This window comes from Streptomyces sp. NPDC041108 (assembly GCF_055592645.1).
Window position 1 is genome coordinate 1 of record NZ_JBVIYK010000019.1, and the last position, 20719, is coordinate 20719.

Annotated in this window: 13 protein-coding genes and 1 pseudogene; 7 read left to right on the forward strand and 7 right to left on the reverse strand. The window is 70.7% G+C overall.

What is annotated here, in order from left to right:
• Nucleotides 1-118: 118 nt before the first annotated feature.
• The 3 genes and pseudogenes from ACZ6BB_RS35595 to ACZ6BB_RS35605 form a co-directional block, all read right to left on the reverse strand.
• Nucleotides 119-885, reverse strand: a pseudogene (locus ACZ6BB_RS35595) (transposase).
• 139 nt (nt 886-1024) lie between these two features.
• Nucleotides 1025-1885 (reverse strand): immunity 49 family protein, encoded by an 861-nt coding sequence (locus ACZ6BB_RS35600; RefSeq protein ID WP_471619265.1) that lies wholly within the window; start codon nt 1883-1885, stop codon nt 1025-1027.
• Nucleotides 1882-4461, reverse strand: coding sequence for a hypothetical protein (locus tag ACZ6BB_RS35605; RefSeq protein ID WP_471619266.1), 2580 nt, complete (start codon nt 4459-4461; stop codon nt 1882-1884). Before ACZ6BB_RS35605 ends, ACZ6BB_RS35600 begins: the two co-directional genes overlap by 4 nt.
• Before the next feature lie 618 nt (nt 4462-5079).
• Here ACZ6BB_RS35605 and hemB point away from each other — a divergent pair.
• Nucleotides 5080-6072: a porphobilinogen synthase gene (hemB, locus tag ACZ6BB_RS35610; RefSeq protein WP_471619267.1), complete on the forward strand. Its 993-nt coding sequence runs from the start codon at nt 5080-5082 to the stop codon at nt 6070-6072.
• Nucleotides 6073-6165: 93 nt separating this feature from the next.
• On the opposite strand, the gene ACZ6BB_RS35615 is transcribed toward hemB, so the two are convergent.
• Nucleotides 6166-6951, reverse strand: coding sequence for a DUF4232 domain-containing protein (locus tag ACZ6BB_RS35615; protein ID WP_471619268.1), 786 nt, complete (start codon nt 6949-6951; stop codon nt 6166-6168).
• Between the two features lie 248 nt (nt 6952-7199).
• Between ACZ6BB_RS35615 and ACZ6BB_RS35620 the strand changes: the two genes are divergently transcribed.
• Together ACZ6BB_RS35620 and ACZ6BB_RS35625 are read left to right on the forward strand one after the other, a co-directional pair.
• Nucleotides 7200-8690, forward strand: a complete 1491-nt coding sequence (locus ACZ6BB_RS35620) for a helix-turn-helix domain-containing protein (protein ID WP_471619269.1) — start codon at nt 7200-7202, stop codon at nt 8688-8690.
• 111 nt (nt 8691-8801) lie between these two features.
• Nucleotides 8802-9704, forward strand: a complete 903-nt coding sequence (locus ACZ6BB_RS35625; RefSeq protein ID WP_471619270.1) for an SAM-dependent methyltransferase — start codon at nt 8802-8804, stop codon at nt 9702-9704.
• Between the two features lie 90 nt (nt 9705-9794).
• Here ACZ6BB_RS35625 and ACZ6BB_RS35630 read toward each other — a convergent pair whose 3' ends face one another.
• Nucleotides 9795-10727, reverse strand: a complete 933-nt coding sequence (locus tag ACZ6BB_RS35630) for a phosphotransferase family protein (RefSeq protein ID WP_471619271.1) — start codon at nt 10725-10727, stop codon at nt 9795-9797.
• A gap of 128 nt (nt 10728-10855) precedes the next feature.
• On the opposite strand from ACZ6BB_RS35630, the gene ACZ6BB_RS35635 reads away from it, so the two are divergent.
• Nucleotides 10856-12136: an aminotransferase-like domain-containing protein gene (locus ACZ6BB_RS35635; RefSeq protein WP_471619272.1), complete on the forward strand. Its 1281-nt coding sequence runs from the start codon at nt 10856-10858 to the stop codon at nt 12134-12136.
• 11 nt (nt 12137-12147) lie between these two features.
• Here ACZ6BB_RS35635 and ACZ6BB_RS35640 read toward each other — a convergent pair whose 3' ends face one another.
• Both ACZ6BB_RS35640 and argS read right to left on the reverse strand, forming a co-directional pair.
• The gene (locus tag ACZ6BB_RS35640; protein ID WP_471619273.1) at nt 12148-12954 is read right to left on the reverse strand and encodes a DUF4253 domain-containing protein; all 807 of its coding nucleotides are present in this window, start codon (nt 12952-12954) and stop codon (nt 12148-12150) included.
• Nucleotides 12955-13048: 94 nt separating this feature from the next.
• Nucleotides 13049-14818, reverse strand: a complete 1770-nt coding sequence (gene argS, locus ACZ6BB_RS35645) for an arginine--tRNA ligase (RefSeq protein WP_471619274.1) — start codon at nt 14816-14818, stop codon at nt 13049-13051.
• Between the two features lie 406 nt (nt 14819-15224).
• On the opposite strand from argS, the gene lysS reads away from it, so the two are divergent.
• The 3 genes from lysS to ACZ6BB_RS35660 all read left to right on the forward strand — a co-directional run bounded on the left by lysS (nt 15225) and on the right by ACZ6BB_RS35660 (nt 20681).
• Complete coding sequence (gene lysS, locus ACZ6BB_RS35650; protein WP_471619275.1) at nt 15225-16970, forward strand: lysine--tRNA ligase; 1746 nt, start codon at nt 15225-15227, stop codon at nt 16968-16970.
• A gap of 334 nt (nt 16971-17304) precedes the next feature.
• Complete coding sequence (locus tag ACZ6BB_RS35655; RefSeq protein WP_471619276.1) at nt 17305-17967, forward strand: toll/interleukin-1 receptor domain-containing protein; 663 nt, start codon at nt 17305-17307, stop codon at nt 17965-17967.
• The gene (locus tag ACZ6BB_RS35660) at nt 17964-20681 is read left to right on the forward strand and encodes an NACHT domain-containing protein (protein ID WP_471619277.1); all 2718 of its coding nucleotides are present in this window, start codon (nt 17964-17966) and stop codon (nt 20679-20681) included. The genes ACZ6BB_RS35655 and ACZ6BB_RS35660 overlap by 4 nt, the downstream gene beginning before the upstream one ends.
• Nucleotides 20682-20719 lie beyond the last annotated feature (38 nt).

A 20719-nucleotide genomic window follows, 5' to 3' on the forward strand; every position in this document is an offset into this window, starting at 1 on the left:
CTGCGCGATCTGGCACAACCGCACCATCGGCGCACCCATCACCAGGTCCCTGACCGCCTACGACCACTGAGCCACATCGGAACTAATCATCTAGAGGTTGTCCCGTATGAGGTGTGAGTTATCCGGCGAGGGAGAGGTTGTGGAGCCGGGCGATGCCCAGCATGGCCTGGTGAATGCCGTTGCCCTTGAGCCGGCAGTCCCGCAGGATCTTCCAGTTCTTCAACCGCGACAGGGCGTGTTCCACCCGGGCTCGCGCCCGTCGGTGGACGGCATTCTCCGCTTCCTGCTGCAGGCTGAGGTGCGTCTGACCTCGTCGTTTGCGGTGCGGGATGAGCAGGCCGGTGCCCTGGTATCCGCCGTCGGCGTTGGTCGGTGCGCCGCGGCAGGCCCGGTCGACGCCGGACTCCGTGAAAGCCCGGCAGTCGTTGCGGCTGCCGGGCAGCGGCAGGCCGATCGCCACTACCAAGCGGCTGTTGGCATCGATCACGACCTGCACGTTCGTCGAGTACCGATAGTTCTTACTGGACGCGGCCACGCTGCGATCACGGGTGGGCACCAGAGTCCGTCGACGATGTAGACGGTGTCTTTGCGCGGTCGGCGGGCCGGCGAGATGGCCAGCAAGCGCGCCAAGTGATCGAGGATGCGGTCGGCCGCAGACTTCGAGACCCCGAACAACGGGGCCACCTGCCGCAACGTCAGGTTCGTGCGCCAGTACGTAGCGACCAGCAACACCCGGTTCTCCAGCGGCAGCCGCCAGGGACGGCCGCGCTGAACGTCACCACCGCGACGCCGCACCAACGCGACCAGCCTGGTGAACTGCGACTCGGTCAGCCCGGAGAACGGCTCGATCCACTTCGGATCATCCGCTGAGATCACCCCACCCATGCCCAGCCAACGCACCAGCCGCCCCACCAGTTACGGGACAACCTCTAGCCGACTCGCCCTGTCGGGTTCTCACGCCGGGAGGAACAACGGGGACGGGATGCCGTCCCACGGGTCCCGGACCTTGCCCGACCGGGTCTGCTCAGGTGGGAAACTCGCCCAACCAGTCGTGCTGGAGAAGGTGCTTGGGCAGATAGCCGGACTCGATTCCGATGGGGAATCCGCCGTCGTACGCGAGGCACGCGACGGCAAGAGGGCCGAGGGCTACAGCGCCGTCGATGTCCGTCTCCCGACTCTCGTCGCGAGTCCAGTACAGCCTGTGCAGTTTCAGCGCTTCCTCCAGGGCAGGACCGAAGCCCGCCTCGTTCCTGCGCACGAAGTTGTAGAAGAGATTGATCGGCGGATAGAGGACGCCCTGGAGCAGATCTCGTGGCGCGATCCGGGCAACCGAGGCGTCCGAGGACTGGAAGGTGACCGTCAGCTTCTCCACCAGCCCCGGACGCCGCAGCCAGTAGGTCTGCAGAGTGTCGACCCAGTGGTAGACGTACTCGTCATACTGCCCCTCCGGCGCACGCAGCCGCTCCACCGGAATCTCACACAGTTGCGTCATACGCTGCTGGTCACGGCAGATGACAGCCAGCCAGAAAGCCGTGAGCCAGTTCCCGGCATCGGCGGCGGACAGCCGGCCGGTCGCGGGAAGGCGACGCGTCTTGTGGTTGATACGGCACTCGACGTGCCCCTCGCTCGCCTCCGACACCGCGAACAGTGCCGAACCCAGCTGCATCGCGGTCACCGCGGCTTCCCATGTCTCCACGGCCGCCGCTTCGGGGTCGTCGACGCAGCGTGCCTGCAGAGCCATGACGGCACTGGGGAACGCGAAGTCGATCATCTCCGTCGACTCTTCGAGTTCGTCGATGTCCCGGGCGACAGCTTCGCCGAGGCGCTCCACAAAGCGCTCGGTATCGGGGATCACCACACCATGCCTGGCAACAGTCACGGTCACGGAAGGGTCCCCCTACTGATGTCGAACCGTCGGTACTGGTAGCCAGTGTACGCGCCCGAGTTCCTCTCCCCCTTGACGACCACATATTCCAGCTTGCCCTCTTTGAGCGCCGCCCTGAGATTCTCCACGAGGTCGATCTCTCCTCGCTTTCTCATTTCCCGGAGAATGTCGAAGAAGTACTCCCTGCTTCCCTGGGAAACCTTCTTTCCGTTCGGAAGGGATCGACCGCCGAGCTCCGTTCCCGTACTGCTCTTCGCCTCGACGACGACCACCCGGCCGTCATCGTGCTTCCATACTTGGTCGAACTGGTCGTTCCCATTCTTCGGACCGAGCAGGGTCTGTTTCTCGAAGTCCGGGTAGCGCTCGGCGATATAGTGGTGCTCCGCCGCGTTCTCACCGAACGCCTCGGTTGCCTTCCCCATGGCCGTGTGAGACTCCTTGTAAGCCCCTCGCGCCTCTCCCCACTCCGCAGCAGAGTCAGCCGTGCCGTGGATTTCGTGGGCTTTTCCGGTCTCCGCCCGCCACTCCTTGACGATGTTGTCCAACTGAACAGCGAAATGACGTTCCCGTGCCGCCCCGTCGAGAACCTCAAGCCTGGCCTGGCTTGTGACGGTGTCCGCGCCCACGCTTATGTAGTCGTCATCGAGGAAATGCGGTTCAGGTGCTGCAGGAGTGTCCTTGGCCTGAATCCAGGGTGAGTCCTCCGAGAGCCGAGCGAGCTGGGGCGGCGTGAACCCGCTCTCGTCCTGGAGTTTCAGGTTCTTCCGCCAACCGTTCTCCTTGTAATACCGCTCCATGTATCCCGGTTCATGGTTGGCGCGGTAGACCTGAATCTCCTCGATCTGCTCCAACGACAGGGACCCCCTGGGCCCATAGGGATTGGCTCCCTCGCGCATGAAAGCAGGTCGCGTCGTCTGCCCTGTCGGACCAGGACCGTCGCCGTCGGAGCGCGGACCGCCGTTCGATCCGTCGCTTGCCGCGTCGTCACCGGTGCGCCCGACCTCATCCGGACCACCGCCACCCCGGCCCCCTGGCGCATCGTCACCACGGCCGCCGGAGGCCCCCGGCCCGTCACCCCCACGGCCGCCCGTGGTGACCGTGTCGCTTCCGCGACCGCCCACCGCCGCGGCATCCCCGCCCCGCGCCCCAGCCCCCACCGCGGCCGGCTCACGTCCGCCCGCCGCCGGCGTCCGCTCCTCTCGCCCCGCGCTCTCCCCGGCCCGCTGTTCCGCCGTGTTCTCGTGGCGGATGTCGTCCAGGGACTCCCGTATCGTGCCGTCGGCGTTGTGCATGAGCAGGGTCTTGGTGTCGAGGTAGACGACCTGACCCTCGGGGGTGGTCATGCGGACGGAGTTGTCGGGGGTGAGGCCGGCGGGGAGGTCGTCCGCCAGGGTGGGGGCGTCGGTTATTCGGTAGGTGCCTTCGCCGAGGCGGATGTGGGTGCCGTCGGTGATACCGCGCAGGCTCGCCATGACGTCGCCGATCTTCACCGCCGTGCCGCCGATGCCCTTGGCGATGTACGTCATCGGGTCGACGATCCGGCCTGCCTTGCCTGCGAAGGAGATGGCCCTGGCCACGGCTCCCGCTTTGCCGGTCGCCGCGGCCGCGCCTCCCGCGCCGCCCGTGAAGACGGTCGTCAGGACGTTGAACGTCACCGCTCCCGCCGCCCGGGAGGGGTTCTTGCCCCACTCGTCGTACGCGATGAGCGCCTTGCCGGTCTCCACCACCGCTGTGCGGGAGTCGCGCAGCCAGGAGGGGAGTTTGTCGGCCGGGGTCAGCCAGTACGCGGCGCCCAGCGGCGTTCCCGTGATCAGGATGCCGGTGGCGAGTTTGCCGAGGCCGACCCAGGCCTGCCCCGCGGCGTCCCAGCCGTTGAAGCCCACGAGCGTGCCGAGGCCCTTGATGGTGCCCCACACGCCGTCGACGACGAAGCCGACGGTGAAGTCCCAGGCGTGTTCGTGGATGTAGTACCAGGGGTTGGACTCCTCCACCGGGTCGCCCCACGGCAGCCCGCCGGCGTTGTTGAGATCCTCCGCGCGGTAGCCGTACATGTTCTCTTTGTTCGAGCCGTCGTTGACGACGAGGGCCTCACCCCCGACCAGCGCGACGATCTTGTTGTGGCAGGCGAGTTCGGCGGCCTGGAAGGCCGACCAGGCGGCGTTCACCGCGTTGCGGCGGCCCGTGTTCTCCTCGATGAGGTCGCCGTCCGCGACCCAGTCGTCGTCGTCCGCGACGCGCCGTTCGAACGCCGCCGCCTCCTCGCGCAGCGAGTTGAGGCGGTCCACCAGAGGGCGGACCTCGGCCGCGTAGTCGAGCAGCGCCCTGGAGACCGTGCTCAGCTCGGTCTGCAGGTCATGGCCGGCCGCGGCGACCGGCGCGGTCGTCGCGAAGAGCTGGTCGGCCTCGGGAGCCTTGTAGAAAGGCTGCAGCAGGTTGAAGTTGGCGTCGATCAGCAGACCCGCGGCACCGACCGCCATCCCGTCGAACGCGATGTCCCCGGCGTCCGTCTCCAACTGCTCCAGATTCCCGGTGAACTCCGGTATCTCGGCCGAGACGACGGGCCTGTCCTCGCTCACGTCTACCCCCGTGGACGCCCTCGCAGATCACTCAGTCGATCATTTGTACCAAAGTTGCGATCGCGATCCCATGCAGTTCTGGCCAAAGCTCAGCCCCGCCGGGACGCCCGGCCCCCACGCGCGGCTCCTACGTTCACAAAAGCGGCCCAGGGAACCGCTGCCACCGCCGCCGCCCGTCCTCCCGGGGCGTCCGAGGAGCGGGCCGCAGAGAGCGAACCTGCCCCGTGGTGCCGGATGGTGGACTGCGCGGGGGGCTGCCCTCGGGCCTTCCGCAGGCCCGAGGGGAGCTGGTGCCGTGATTGTCGCGCCGAGCGCGAGCGCCGGGACCGCGCGTGGGCGGTCACCGGAGCCGTGGCGCGGCAGGACCCGGATCCGTCCGTGCCGCCTGAGCCGCCCGTCGGCTTCGACCCGCGGAAGCTGCTGGAACTGGCGGCGCACTGGCGGGACGCCGCGTCCGATCTCGGTGAGTTCGCGCCGGATCCCGTGTTGCGGGTCGTGAGGGGAGCGGAAGGGGCGGCCCGTTCGACGGGGGACGGCACGCAGGGGGCGTGGAAAGGGAGAGGCGCTGCCGACGGGGCGTCGGCAAAGGGGGTGGTGGGGCGGGCGTAGCGTAGATGTATGTCGAAGTACGGATCGTTTCCCGGTACGCGGCCCCGCCGGCTTCGTACGACGCCCGTGATGCGGCGCATGGTGGCCGAGACGCGGCTGCATCCCGCGGACTTCATCCTTCCCGCGTTCGTGCGGGAGGGCGTGAGCGCGCCGGTGCCGATCTCGGCGATGCCGGGGGTCGTGCAGCACACGCGGGACAGTCTGAAGAAGGCCGCCGTGGAGGCCGTCGAGGCCGGGGTCTCCGGGATCATGCTGTTCGGGGTGCCGGAGGACGACAAGAAGGACGGGCTCGGCACGCCGGGGACCGATCCCGACGGGATCCTGCAGGTCGCCATCCGTGATGTGCGGGCCGAGGTCGGGGACGAGCTGCTCGTCATGTCCGACCTCTGTCTCGACGAGACCACCGACCACGGTCACTGCGGGGTGCTGGACGCGGAAGGGCGCGTCGACAACGACGCGACCCTGGAGCGGTACGCCGAGATGGCACAGGTGCAGGCCGACGCCGGTGCCCATGTGGTCGGGCCCAGCGGGATGATGGACGGCCAGATCGGGGTCGTCCGGGACGCGCTCGACCAGATCGGGCGCGAGGACGTCGCCGTGCTCGCCTACACCGCCAAGTACGCCTCGGCCTTCTACGGCCCCTTCCGGGAGGCGGTCGCCTCCTCGCTGAAGGGGGACCGCAAGACGTACCAGCAGGATCCGGCGAACACGCGGGAGTCGCTGCGGGAGCTGGCCCTCGACCTGGAGGAGGGCGCCGACATGGTGATGGTCAAGCCGGCCGGGCCCTACCTCGACATCCTCGCGCGGGTCGCGGACGCCGTGGACGTGCCGGTCGCCGCGTACCAGATCTCCGGTGAGTACTCGATGGTCGAGGCCGCCGCCGAGAAGGGGTGGATCGACCGGGAGCGGGCGATTCTGGAGACGCTGACCGGGATCAAGCGGGCCGGGGCGCGGAACATCCTCACGTACTGGGCGGTCGAGGCGGCTCGGATGCTGCGCTGAGCATCCGGCACCCCCTCGCTTCCGCCTCCCGTACGCTCCCCCTTCCGCTCGCTCCCCCTCCGTCCGGCCCGGTACGTGCGGCGTGGTCCGCGCTCAGTACTGGAGGGCGTCCGCCGCCGTCGACTGCCAGTAGGTGACGGCCACGGAGCTGTCGACGTAGACGCCCTTGGCCGGGAGGGCGGGCGAGGCGGGGGAGCCGGCGTCGCTGCCGGGCTTGCGGCCCTGGAAGTGGACGACGACCTTCTTCTCCGTCGCGCCGGGGCCGCCGCTGCCGTCGCCGGAGGAGAGGCGGACGCCCCCGTAGCCGGACTCACCGGGGGCCAGTGTCACGACGGCCTGCGGCTGGGACTCCTCCATCACCTGCGGGGCGGACTGGGCCGCGCCGAACCGCACCGACGGGTAGTAGTAGAGGTCGCAGTACTTCGAGCCGGTGTTCTTGACGGTGATCAGCAGGTGGTTGATCGGGCGGGTCACCGGCTTCGCGGTCACCGTGGTGTTGGAGCCGTTGCAGGTGACGCGGTTGGCGGGGTCCCAGGGGTCGGTGGAGGTGGCGCTGTCGCCGCCGGTGGCCGTGCCGGTGCCGGTGCCGGTGCCCTTGGCCTTGCCCGTCCTGGCGGACGCCTGGTCGGTCGTGGAGCCGCCGGTGGACGCGTCCGAGCCGCCCGTGGTCGTCGTACCGCCCGTGGCCGAGCCCGAGCCGCCGGTGGTCCGCGAGGCCGAGGTGTCGCCGTTCACCGAGCCCTCGACCCTCGTGCCCATGCCGTTGTCGCACGCCGTCAGAGCGAGGGCGGCGAGGGCCACGCCGGTCGCCGCGAGCAGACGGGCGGGGCGGGCGGAGCGGGTGGAGCGGGTGGTGCGGGCGGTGCGGAACGTGCGCATGACGAATCCCTTTCGGACAAAGCTGGTTGAGCAGGCTGAGAACAGGTGGTCGAAGCCGTGCCGCTCGACCGGTGTGCCGGGAGCGGCGTGCTTGGATGACCAACAGCTTGTGGGGTGACCCGTCCCGGCCGCCACGGCCGGCGGACGATCCGGGACGCTGGAATGCCCGCACCGACTCTGACCTGGGGGAACGTTCCTTCTCTGGAACGCGGAACGGGACGTGCGGGTATGAGAAGACGGAGGAAGACGTGTCGGGGAGCGGTACCGAGAACGGTCTGGGGGCCGATTTCGCCGAGCTGCTGCGGGAGTTGAAGAAGCGATCCGGGCTGAGTTACGGGGTGCTCGCCAAGCGGCTCCACATGAGTACGTCCACGCTCCACCGGTACTGCAACGGGGATGCCGTACCGACGGACTACGCCCCCGTCGAGCGGCTGGCCCGTCTGTGCAGGGCGACCCCGGACGAGCTGGTCGAGCTGCACCGGACGTGGGTGCTCGCGGACGCGACCCGGCGGCGCAAGGGGAGTGACTCCGGCGGCGCGGCGGCGGCCCTGCAGACGGCGGCCCTGCAGACGGCGGCCTCGCAGGCGGCGGCCCCCGAGGAGACGGCCCCTGAGGAGACGGCCCCGGATGCGGAGGTCGAGCGGGGGCCGGACATGGACGAGGGCACGGTCCCGGAGGAGGGCGCGGTCCCTGTGCAGACGCTGGTCGGAGGCGGCGGTTCCGCGAGAGCGGGAGTACGCCTGCCGGCTCGGCGGCGTACGCGGGTCGCGCTCGTCGCCGGTCTGGCCGTGACCGCCGTGCTCGGAGCGGTCACGCTCGCCGTGAGTCTGCCGCCCGACGCGGAGGGGGACGGGACCGGAGCACGGTGGGCCGGGGACGTGTCCGTCGGCGACCGGGAGATCCCGGGGGAGGAGAAAGGCGGCTCGGGCTCGTCCGCGCCGTCCGGTGCCTCGCCCTCCGTCTCAGCGAGCGAGTCGGGTGACAAGGACGCGAAGGGCGCGAAGGGCGCGAAGGACGGGAAGGACGGGAAGGGCACCGACGAGGCCGGCGCGGCCACGGCCGGTACGACCCCCTCCGGCTCCGGCGCGGCGGGCGCGGACGCCTCCCGCTCGGCGCCCCTGTCCGTGAAGGTGGAGCCGTACACCTGGGAGAGCCCCTGCTCCCAGCGGTATCTGACCACCCGTCCGCCGGCCGAGGTGGGGCCGCCGCCGCTGGAGCAGGACGCGGGGGCCTGGGTTTCGGCGGTGGACGCCGTGTCCTCGGGGCAGCAGTTCCTGACCCTGACCGTGCAGGGCTCCGGCAAGGAGACCGTGGTCGTACGGAGCCTCACGGTCCGTACGGTCGACAAGCGGTCGCCCCTCGCCTGGAACGACTACGCCATGGGCTACCCCGGGGTCGGCTGCGGGGCCGGTGTCCCGACCCGGTCCTTCACGATCGCCCTCGACGGGGCGCGCCCCGACGTGAAGCCCAAGGCGGGCACCAGGAAATTCCCGTACTCCGTCAGCGAGTCCGACCCGGAGACCTACTACATCACCGCCGACGCCTCGGCGTACTACGTCAGTTGGTACCTGGAGCTGAAGTGGACCAGCGGCTCCCGCAGCGGCACGCTGATCCTCGACGACGACGGCGGGCCGTTCCGCACGAGCGGCAACAACGGGCGCCCGGCGTACGAGTACCCGCTCGGCGGACCGAAGTGGGTCGAGGAGGGGACGACGCTGGGCGAGGACGCGGGGAGCTAGGGCCACCGGTTCCCCGTGGCGGTGGGCGGGCTTCCGTTTCCGGGCGGCGCCAACTCGTGGTGAGGGTTAGGTTGTTGGTCATTCAATGCCCCGACCCCCAGGGAGAGCCACATGGCCGGTGACGCGCTCAGTCAGGATCCCGCCGAGCTGCGGAGAAGGATCGACACGACCAAGGCGCACCCGGCACGGGTCTACGACGTCTTCCTCGGCGGCAAGGACAACTACCCGGTGGACCGGGATGCCGCCGCCGCCGCGCTGGCGGCCAATCCGCGTGGCTACCTCGACGTCCGCCACAACCGGGACTTCATGCGCCGCGCGGTGACCTCGCTCACCGCGGACGAGGGCATCCGGCAGTTCCTCGACATCGGCACGGGGCTGCCGACCGGCGAGAACGTCCATCAGATCGCCCAGGGGCTCGCCCCCGGCTCCCGGGTCGTGTACGTCGACAACGACCCGGTGGTGCTCGCTCACGCGCGCGCCCTGCTGACGAGCGGGCCCGAGGGCGTCACCGACTACATCGACGCCGACCTGAGGTCACCGGCGGGAATCCTGGAAACCGCCGCGAAGACCCTCGACTTCGACCGGCCGATCGCGCTGTGCCTGGTGGCGATCCTGCACTTCGTGGCGGACGACGAGGCGTACCCGGTCGTGCGGGAGCTGGTGGACGCGCTGCCCGCCGGGAGCCGGCTGATCCTCAGCCATCTGACCGAGGACCTCAACCCGGCGAGCATCCGGGCCGTCCAGAAGACCTACACCGAGCGCGGGTTCACCTTCGTGCTGCGGTCCAGGGACGAGGTCGCGCGCTTCTTCGAGCAGAGCGGTCTCGTGGTGGACGAGCCCGGGGTGGTGCCGGCGCACCACTGGCGGTTCGAGGACGGCGCCCCGACGCCGGCGGCGGTGGAGCCGCATGTGCTGGCCGCGATGGACGACATCGAGAAGGTCCGGCACCGGGACATCAACGACGTGACCGACGCGGACATCAACGTGTACGTGGCGACGGGGCGCAAGGAGTAGCACGGCAGGTGGCCTCGCCCCGGGGGGCGCCTTCCCCCCGGCGCCCTCACCCTGGGGGCGCCACCCCCGTCGCCCTCACCCCAGGCGTCCTCACCCCCCGGTGCCGAACCACGTCTGCGCCAGTGACTCGAAGTCCTGCCGCGGTGGAGCGGGCAGAATGCGCAGGTACCAGTCCAGGTCGCTGTAGACGTGCAGCAGGGTGTAGGCCATCAACTCGCGCGGGTCGAACGGCTGTCGGCCGTACGCCTCGTAGAAGAGCTTCAGCAGGGCGGGGTCGGCGCGGGTCAGGAGCAGGCCGACGCTGACGAAGTCGTAGGCGGGGTCGCCGACCATGGCCGGCTCGAAGTCGAAGAGGCCGGTGAGGCGCCAGCCGTCGTGCGGGTCGACGGTGAGGTGCTCGCGCATGTACTCGGTGTGCAGCAGCACCGGGCGGCGCGTGGTGGTCAGGGGCACGGAGCGCAGGAAGTCCGGGATCTGTTCCAGCCAGGGGCCCGACAGGCCGCTGATCTCCTGCTGTTCGACCGCCGTCGAGCGCTGTGCGGCGAGGAACCTGCCCCAGTCCGGCGGCCCGGTCAGGGGGACGACCGGGGTGGCGTCCAGGGCGTGCAGGGCGGCGAGGCCCTCGGCGGCCTCGACGACGACACGTTCCTGGTCGGGCCGGGGGATCCGGGGCCACGCCTTGCTGAGATCCTCACCGGGCAGCCGGGACATCAGCACATAGCGCCAGCCGTTCTTGTACTGGTCGGCCGAGTGCAACCGGGGGGTGGGGATGGGGAGTTTGCCCCACAGTATCGACAGCAGGCGGGCCTCGCGGACGGCTTCCGTCGCTTCGAAACCCGGATAGAGCTTGAGGACGAGGGCATCGCCGACGGCGTACACCGGCAGCGAGCCCTCGGGGAAACGTACGATTCGCGCGCCTGCGAGACCGAGCTGAGCACAGAGATCCTGGGCAGCCGGTCGCAGCAGCGCCTCGTCACCGACGACTTCTTGCAACTCGTCGTTCGTGTCCACGCTGGGCAGCATGGGCGCAGCCTAGGGGGTCCGGAGCACGGTCCGCATGCCGGAAATGGTGGGTGTAGGGGGCACGCATCTGTCTAGGGTGCGGGCAGGGGCGGGATCGGGCCGTCCGCGAGTGGTGAAGGAGCCGTGGGATGAGTGCCGTGGAAGCTGTGCGGGCCGCGCGTGACGTGGGGTTTGTCGCCCGGACGGAGGGCGGGGACGCTCCGGGGGATCCGGCCGAGGGTGGTGGCGGGGCGGCCGTGCCCGGCTTCGCAGAGCGGGTCGCGGCGGTCGGGGGTTCCCCCGTTCGGGACATCCTCGCCGTCACCTCGCGTCCCGAAGTCGTCAACTTCGCGGGTGGGTTGCCCGCCCCGGAGCTGTTCGACGCCGAGGGGATAGCGGCCGCCTACCGCGATGTGCTCGCCGAGTCGGCGGGTCGCGCCCTGCAGTACGCGACGACCGAGGGCGAACCGGTGCTCCGGGCGGCGCTCGCGGCACGGTACGGGGCGCGCGCACTGCCGACCGGCGCGGACGAGGTGCTCGTCACCACCGGATCGCAGCAGGCGCTGTCGCTGCTCGCCACCGCGCTGCTGGAGCCCGGCGACGTCGTCCTGGTCGAGGACCCCTGCTATCTGGCGGCGCTCCAGGCGTTCCGGTTCGCCGGGGCCCGGGTGGTGGCCGTGCCCGGCGACGGGCACGGGGTGGACCCGGCGGCGCTGGAGGACCTGGTGGCGCGGCTGCGCCCCAAGCTCTTCTACACCGTGCCCACCTTCCAGAACCCGACCGGGCGCACCCTCCCCGCCGAGCGACGGGCGGCCGTCGCCTCCGTCGCCGCCCGGCGCGGGCTGTGGATCGTCGAGGACGACCCGTACGGCGAACTCCGCTTCGAGGGCGGCCGGGTGCCGTGGATCGCCTCGTACCCGGGGGCCGAGGACCGCACCGCGCTGCTGGGCTCCTTCTCCAAGGTGATGGCCCCCGGAATGCGGCTGGGCTGGCTGCGCGCGCCCGCGGGGCTGCGCCGGGCGTGCGCGGTCGCCAAGCAGGCGGCCGACCTGCACACCCCGACCGTCAACCAGCTCGCCGCCGCCCGCTATCTCGCCGACCGCGACCTGGACGCCCATGTCGCCCGGGTCGCCGATGCCTACCGGGAGCGCCGCGACGCCATGCTCGACGGCCTCGCCGACGCACTCCCGGAGGGCTCCGCCTGGAACCGTCCCGAGGGCGGCATGTTCCTCTGGGCCCGCCTGCCCTCCTCCTACGACACCGGCGCCCTGCTGCCGCGCGTCGTCGAGCAGGACGTGGCGTACGTGCCCGGCGCGCCCTTCTACGCCGGTGAACCGGACCGGTCGACCCTGCGGCTCTGCTTCGTGACGCAGACGCCGGAGGAGATCCGGGAGGGGCTGCGCAGGCTGGGGGCGGGGTTGCGGGGGTGAAGGCCGCTACGTCAGTCCCACCAGAAGGACCAGAGAGGTGCGCCGAGCAGGGTGCGGGCGTAGGAAGCGCGGGTGCCGTCGGTCGTGCCCTGCCAGATGTTGTCGGGGCAGAAGGCGAAGTGTTCGACGGCCAGGGCCTCGGCCTCGGCCCCGGTGGTGGGCGGGGCGGCGACGGAGACGACGAGCTGGTCGAAGGTGAGGGCGACGACGCGTATCCCGAAGCGGTCCTCCCAGGAGCGCAGGACCGCGCAGAGCCTCGCCACGTCGTTCTCGTGGTTGACCGGGCCGGTCCAGCCGATCGCCGCCGGGATGTCGGCGCTGCGACGGGCGGGCACCAGGGCGAGGCGGGGTTCCTTCAGCCGGGAGGGGTCCTGGACGAGGGCGTCGGCGGTGGCGGCGGCGAGGGTATCGGGGTCACCCGGGGGCTGGACCGGGGCCGGGGCTTCGGTGAGGCCGGGCCAGTCGGGGTCCTCGGTGCCGGCGCACTCGTCCCAGAACTCGGCCAGCACCTCGTCGGCGTCGTGGTCGCCGGGATAGGACGTCTCGCCGGGCATCAGCTCCCACTCCTGCGGCCCGCCCCGGCTGCCGCCGACGTCCAGGAGCACCGGGAGCAGACCGGCCGTACGGCGTACGGGCCGGACCGCGGCCCAGGCGCCGGGTGCGGCCGGCTCGTCCGCGCACCACAGCAGCGGTTCGTGCCACGGACCTTCGTCCGTCGCGTCGATCAGCCGCCCCTGCGGAAGCGGAAGTTCGAGCCCGAGCACACGCCCGCTCGGGTCGGCCGCCAGCTGGGGCAGCGGGTTGGGAAGGGTCGCCATGCGAGCGACTGTAGGGGCAGGCACTGACAGCGGCCCGGCCGGTCGCGCCTGAGCACGATCGGCCGGGCCGCGGCAGTCCGTTCGCCGTGGGCGCTCAGAGCTTGTCGGGGGTCCTGATGCCCAGCAGGGCCATGCCCCGGTGCAGGGTGCGGGCCGTCAGGTCGACCAGGAACAGACGGTTCTCGACCTGCGCCTGCGTCTCGGCCTTCAGGACCGGGCACTGGTCGTAGAACGAGGTCAGCAGGGTCGCCAGCTTGAAGAGGTACGCGGCCAGCTTGTGCGGCTCGTACGACTCCGCGACCTCGGCCACCGTCTCGCCGAACTGGTCCAGGTGCAGCCCCAGCGCGCGCTCCGCCGGGGCCAGTCCCAGCTCCGGGTGGGCGGCCGGGCGGGCCTCGCCCGCCTTGCGGAGGATCGACTGGATACGGGCGTACGCGTACTGGAGGTAGACGGAGGTGTCGCCGTTCAGCGAGACCATCTGGTCCAGGTCGAACTTGTAGTCCCGTACGGCGGAGGTCGACAGGTCGGCGTACTTCACCGCGCCGATGCCGACGTACCGGCCGTTCTCGACGATCTCGTCCTCGGTCAGGCCCACCTTCTCGGCCTTCTCCCGGACCACCGCCGTCGCGCGGTCGATCGCCTCGTCGAGCAGGTCGACCAGGCGGATCGTCTCGCCCTCACGGGTCTTGAACGGCTTGCCGTCCTTGCCGAGGACCGTGCCGAACGCGAGCTGGAACGCCTTGACGTCGTCGTCGTTCAGCCAGCCCGCCCTGCGCGCGGTCTCGAAGACCATCTTGAAGTGCAGGGACTGGCGCGCGTCCACGACGTACAGGAGGGAGTTCGCCTTGAGGTGGAAGACACGGTCCCTGATCGCGGAGAGGTCGGTCGCCGCGTAGCCGTAGCCGCCGTCGGACTTCTTGACGATCAGGGGCACCCGGTTGCCGTCCGGGCCCTTGATGTCGTCGAAGAAGACACAGAGCGCGCCCTCCGAGCGTTCCGCGACCCCCGAGTCCTCCAGGAGGCGGCAGGTCTCGTCCAGCATGTCGTTGTAACCCGACTCGCCGACGATGTCCGCGTCCCGGACCTCCATGTCCAGCTTCTCGAAGACGGAGAAGAAGTAGATCTTCGACTCGTCGACGAACTTCTGCCAGGTGGCGAGGGTGTGCGGGTCGCCCGCCTGGAGGTCGACCACCCTGCGGCGGGCCCGGGTCTTGAACTCCTCGTCGGAGTCGAACAGCTTGCGGGCGGCCTTGTAGAGGCGGTCGAGGTTCGACATCGCCTCCTCGCCGCTCACCTGGGCGTCCTTGTGGTCCAGCTCGTGCGGGTGCTCGTCCAGGTACTGGATGAGCATGCCGAACTGGGTGCCCCAGTCGCCGATGTGGTGCCTGCGGACCACGTTCTCGCCGGTGAACTCCAGGATCTGGACGACCGCGTCACCGATCACGGCGGAGCGGAGGTGGCCGACGTGCATCTCCTTCGCCACGTTCGGCTGGGCGTAGTCGATGACCGTCGTGCCGGGGTGCTCCGCCGTGGGGACGCCGAGACGGCCGGTGTCGTCCGCGTACCGCGCGGCGAGGTTCTCCGTGATCGCGCCGTCGGTGAGGGTGATGTTGAGGAAGCCGGGGCCGGAGACCTCGATCTCGCCGATCAGCTCGCCGGACTCGACCCGGGCGACGACCTGGGCCGCCAGCTCCCTGGGGTTGGCCTTCGCCTTCTTGGCCAGCGCGAGGATCCCGTTCGCCTGGTAGTCCGCCCGGTCGCTGCGTCGCAGCAGCGGGTCCGCGTCCGCGGTCGGCAGGGTGGCCGAGAGGGCGGTTGCGAGGCGCTGGTGGACGGAGGCGGTGAGGGACGTGACCGAAGCCATCAGGGGGAGCCGTTCTCCTCGGGGTACGGGTGGATGTCGTTCAGTATCCCACGGTGGGCAAAGGGGTTTTTCTGTGGCGCGGTGGGGGGTGGGGGGTTCTGGTTCGTGGGCGGGTGCGGGTCCGGTGGGGCTTCTCGGGCGGCTCCCCGCACCCCCTGAAAGCCCAGGCCCTGCGGGCCTGAAGAGCGACGGGCTGCGGGCCTGAGAAGCACGGGGCGCAGCCGCTGTTTTCAGGGGCTGCGGGGAACCGCGCGACCAGCCCCCACTCACCCGCACCCGCCCACGAACCGGCACCCCCGGTTTATTGGGCGCCCGGTTCGACCCACGAAGTGAAAGGCTGGGAGGATGGGGCCGTCGGCCGGGGACCGTACCGGGCGGCCATGGACAACCTTCGGAAAAAGAGGACGTGCCGATCGTGGCTCAGAGCACCGAGACCACCGACTGGGTCTCCCGTTTCGCGGATGAGGTCATCGAGGAGTCGGAGCGTCGGGCCCCGGGCAAACCGGTCGTCGTCGCGTCCGGACTCTCCCCCTCCGGCCCGATCCACCTCGGCAACCTCCGCGAGGTCATGACCCCGCACCTCGTCGCCGACGAGATCCGCCGCCGCGGGCACCAGGTCCGGCACCTCATCTCCTGGGACGACTACGACCGCTACCGCAAGGTCCCGAACGGCGTCGACGGTGTCGACGGCACCTGGGCCGAGCACATCGGCAAGCCGCTCACCTCCGTCCCCGCCCCCCGGGGCTCCGCACACCCGAACTGGTCCGAGCACTTCAAGGCGGCCATGGTCGACGCGCTCGCCGAGATGGGCGTCGAGTTCGACGGGATCAGCCAGACCGAGCAGTACACCTCCGGTGTGTACCGCGAGCAGATCCTGCACGCCATGAAGCACCGCGGCGACATCGACGCGATCCTCGACCAGTACCGCACCAAGAAGGCCCCGGCGAAGAAGCAGCAGTCGCAGAAGCCGGTGGACGAGGCCGAGCTGGAGGCCGCCGAGGGCTCCGGCGCCGCCGCCGAGGACGACGGAAGCTCCGGCAGCGCGGGGTACTTCCCGTACAAGCCCTACTGCGGGCAGTGCGGCAAGGACCTCACCACCGTCACCGCCTACGACGACGACACCACCGAGCTGACCTACACCTGCACCGCCTGCGGCTTCTCCGAGACAGTCGCGCTGAACGAGTTCAACCGCGGCAAGCTGGTCTGGAAGGTCGACTGGCCGATGCGTTGGGCGTACGAGGGTGTCGTGTTCGAGCCGAGCGGGGTCGACCACTCCTCGCCCGGGTCCAGCTTCCAGGTCGGCGGCCAGATCGTCGGGATCTTCGGCGGCGAGCAGCCCATCGGGCCGATGTACGCCTTCGTGGGCATCAGCGGTATGGCCAAGATGTCGTCGTCCAAGGGCGGCGTGCCGACCCCCGCCGACGCGCTGAAGATCATGGAGCCGCAGCTCCTGCGCTGGCTCTACGCCCGTCGCCGGCCCAACCAGTCGTTCAAGATCGCCTTCGACCAGGAGATCCAGCGGCTCTACGACGAGTGGGACAAGCTCGACGCCAAGGTCGCGGACGGGTCCGCCCTCCCCGGCGACGTGGCCGCCCACGCGCGCGCGGTGGGGACCGCCGCCGGTGAGCTGCCGCGTACGCCCCGCCCGATGCCGTACCGGACCCTCGCGTCCGTCGCCGACATCACCGCGGGCGCCGAGGACCAGACCCTGCGCATCCTCGGCGAACTCGACCCCACCGACCCGCTGTCCGGCCTCGACGAGGTACGGCCGCGGCTGGACAGGGCCGAGGCGTGGATCAACACGCAGGTTCCCGCCGACCAGCGGACCATCGTGCGCGCGGAGGCCGACGGCGAGCTGCTGAAGTCGCTCGACGAGCCGTCCCGGCAGTCGCTGCGGCTGCTCCTCGACGGGCTCGCCGAGCACTGGTCCCTCGACGGGCTCACGCATCTCGTCTACGGCGTGCCCAAGGTGCAGGCCGGATTCCCGGCGGACGCCACGCCCAAGGAGCTGCCCCCGGAGATCAAGACGGCCCAGCGGTCGTTCTTCGCCCTGCTGTACCACCTGCTCGTGGGCCGTGACACGGGCCCGCGCCTGCCCACGCTGCTGCTGGCGGTGGGGCAGGAGCGGGTGCGGTCCCTGCTCGGGGAGTAGACGGGCACCGCGGTGCCGTGAAGGGGGTGTCCACCGGGCACCCCCTTCGTGCTGGGGCGGCGGAAACGAGGCGGTCGCGGCGGCCGGGCCCAGGACGACGCCGGTCCGCGGGGAAACCGATCTGCGGGCAAGCCGTTCTGCGGGGAGGTCGATCCGCGGGCAAGTCGATCTGCGGAGAAACAGTCACGATCATCACGCATCACCCGTACGCTACGAATCGGCGGTCACTTCCGGGTCGTACCGTCATGCCCTTCCGCAGCAACTCCTCCGCACGGGTCGGTCGCTCTCGGTCACGATGCCTCGGGTGCCGTCCCGCAGACGTCATCGGGAAGCCATGCCTGCCACGTCAGATCCCCTGTGCCGGGTCGTCATCACCTACGCCCGTGTGGAACAGCACCACCGGAAGACCTTCCGCGGTCACGCGGCGGACCTGGAGCGCAACGGCGTCGAGTTCTTCGACGATCAGGACATCCCGCCGGGCGCCCCGTGGGAGGCCACGCTGTTCGACAAGCTCGACCGGGCCGACATCATCGTGCTGCTCCTGTCGTCGCACTACGTGTCGTCCGACTACTGCATGGAAGTGGAGTTCCCGCGGGCGATGCGACGGTGGCAGGCCGGCGAATGCCGGCTGTTCCCGGTGAACGTCGCCCCGTTCGACGTGACACAGGGATCTCCTCTTCGGCAGCTTCAGTGGATTCCCAGTGGCAAGTCCGTCACGGAGTACGGGACCGCCGCGGCCAGGGAGTGGAAGAAGGTGACCCAGGAGCTGCGGAAGATGACCGAAGGCATGGGCGGCGGCGCCCCCGCCGCGGGGACGCCGGTGGTCCCGTACGCAGCCGGTGGCGGGGCGAGGACCCCGGGAGGCGGGCCGGCCGCGCCCGGCAACAGCATCACGGGAAGCATCGTGCACGGACCCGCCGTACAGATCGGTGAGTTCACCGGGAACCTGACCATCGACTCGGCGCAGCACCCTCCGGCCGACAGGCGCGGCAGTTGAGCGGTTCCTCGTCCGGCGACAACATCGTCGTCGACAGCACGATCGGGACCCTGGTCCAGATCGGTGTGATCAACGGGCCGACCGTTCTCCGGTTCGTCCAGCAGGCCCCGTTGCCGGTCGAGCCGCTGGAACGGGCCGCCCAGACGCTCGCCAAGAACGTGCTCCGCCAGTGGCGTGCGGAGGCGAACGCCTGGGACATCGCCAAGCCGGAGCCGATCCGGGTGCGCTGGAGGGCCAGTTGGCCCGACGCCGATCACGCGTACAACGTCGGCGGCGAGGTGGCGGGACGGGGCGACCGGGTCGGCACCATGGCCGAGGCGTTCCTGGCGCTCAGACAGCGCCGCCTGGTCGTGCTGGGCGAGGCCGGAGCCGGAAAGACCACGCTGGCGGTCCTGTTGACGCTGGATCTGCTGACCCGGCGGTTCAGGGGAGCCGGCAGCGGTCCGGTGCCGGTGTTCCTCTCCCTGGAGACATGGAACGCGGAGCGCGACCACCTGCACACCTGGCTGGCGCGGCGCATCGCCGAGGACCACCCCGGCCTGCCGCACGTCGGCGGCCGGCACCCGGCGGATCGCCTGGTCTCCGACGGCCTGATCCTGCCCGTGCTCGACGGGCTGGACGAACTGCCTGCGCACCGGCAGGGCTTCGTCGTCGAGGCCCTCAACCGTGCGCTGGGGGACGGCGATCCGCTGATCCTCACCTCGCGCACCGCCGCATACCGCAGCGTGGTGCGGGACATGAACGGAATCACCTCGGCGGCCGCCGTCGAGGCGCTGCCGGTCGGCGGCCTGGACGCGCTCGCCTACCTGGAGAGCGGCACGCACCCACGCCACCTTGACCGATGGCAGCCGGTCTTCGAGGAACTGCGGGAGAGCCCGCCCGAGCCGATCGCCCTCGCCCTGTCGAACCCGCTGATGCTCTGGCTGGCCCGCCGGGGGTACGCGGCGCCGTACACCGACCCCGCGGAGTTGATCGACCCGAGGCGGTTCCCCACACCCGCCTCGATCGAGGATCATCTGCTGGAACACATCGTGCCCGCCGTCTTCAGCCCGCTGCCGCACGCCCCGGACCGGTTGCACGCCCCGAGCCACCGGGATCCTGCCCGCGCCCGACGCCATCTGGCCTTCCTGGCCACCCATCTGACGAGCCGTGGCAGAACCGAGTTCGCGTGGTGGCGGCTGCACCGCGTCCCCGCGGTGCGCGTCGTCGCCGTGCTCGCGGTGCCCCTGCTGTGCGCGCTGAGCGCCTGGGGCATCAAGGTGCTGAACGCCTGCCTCGACCGTTCCGTGCCCGAGTCGTCCCCGTTACGGATCGGGGCGGAACTCCCTTTCTCTACGGCCCTGGTCCTGACCGGGCTGCTCCTGGCGTTCCGCAGACTGTGGTTCCGCCGCTACGACGACGGACGGCCACGGCGGCTCGCGAACCCCTTCCGGTTGGCCGCCGCCCTGCGCTCGGCCGGTCGGGCCACCACCTTGCGCAAGGCACTGACGGCCGCCGCGGTCCCGGTCCTGCCGACGGCCGCGCTGTCCCTCTGGGCGCTGACGGCCGGCTCCGCGTACGCCGCACCGCTCATCGCGATGGCCGTGTGCTCCACGCTCCTCGCACCCCTTCTGCTCGTGGTGATCTCCGCGCCGTCGGACACCGCGGACACGAGCAGCCCCGACGAACTGCTGCGGGACGAACGCCGGGCCCTGCTCCTCTCGCTGGTCACGATCGCCCCGCTCATCGGCGTGGGGCAGGGCGCGATGGACTGGCTGCTGCCCGAGCTGTCGGGTGCGGGAGTGGTGTGGGCGCTGCTCGGCTGGTCGGGCGCGGCCCTGGTGATCGTGCTGTTCAGCCCATGGACCCGGTGGCTGCTGGCCAAGACGTCCCTGGCGGTGGTGGACCGGGTTCCGTGGTCGCTGATGACGTTCCTGCGGCAGGCGCACAGGGCCGGTCTGCTGCAACGCGGCGGCGGCGTCTACCGGTTCCGCAACCTGCGGCTCCAGGAACACTTCTCGGGACGTGCCAAGGCCGCTTCGGCGGGAGGTTCCCCGGCACGGGAGGACACGGCGGGGGCCGGCCGTGACGTTCTCTGCGCACCCCGCGGGGGGCCTTTCGGACATCCGCTGACCACCCCCCGGCAGTCGCTCGCCGACATCGAACGGGAACCGCTGGCGGGGCGGCCCAAGTGGGCGGTGCACGAGGACGAGCACGGTTTCCGGGCGTGGGGGCGCCACCGGGGTCTCACGGTGGCGCACTGGAACACGGTGGCCCTGGTCGCCCCTCTCCACTTCGTCCTCTTCGCCGCGTACGGAGACTGGCGCACCGGGTACCGGTTCGTGCTCTTCTGGCTCGGGGTGGGTGTGGTGGTGATGCTCGGCGGCCTGCTGAAGAGACCACTGGTGCTCGACCTCCGCCTGACCCATGAGGGCCTGGCGTACACCGTGGGCCGTCACGAGGCCGCTGTCGCCTGGCATGACATCGCCCGCGTCGAGGTGTCCAGGCTGTCGCAGCGGGGCTGGAAGGACGGCACCTACGGCGTGGTGATCACCGTGTACCCGGGCGCCGCGACGCATCACCGCAGGCTGCGGGTGGGCGAGCGGCGGTACGCCGTCCTGCCGCTGCTGTCACTGAGTCCTTCGGTGCCGTCGGATCTCGGGGCCGCCCTGGCCCGCTTCGCGGGTCCCCGCTGGAGCCCACCCGCGACGGGTCCGGGGGCGAGCCGCGCCTGACGGGGACGGAGGCCGAGGAGAACCGGAGGGGCCGGCAC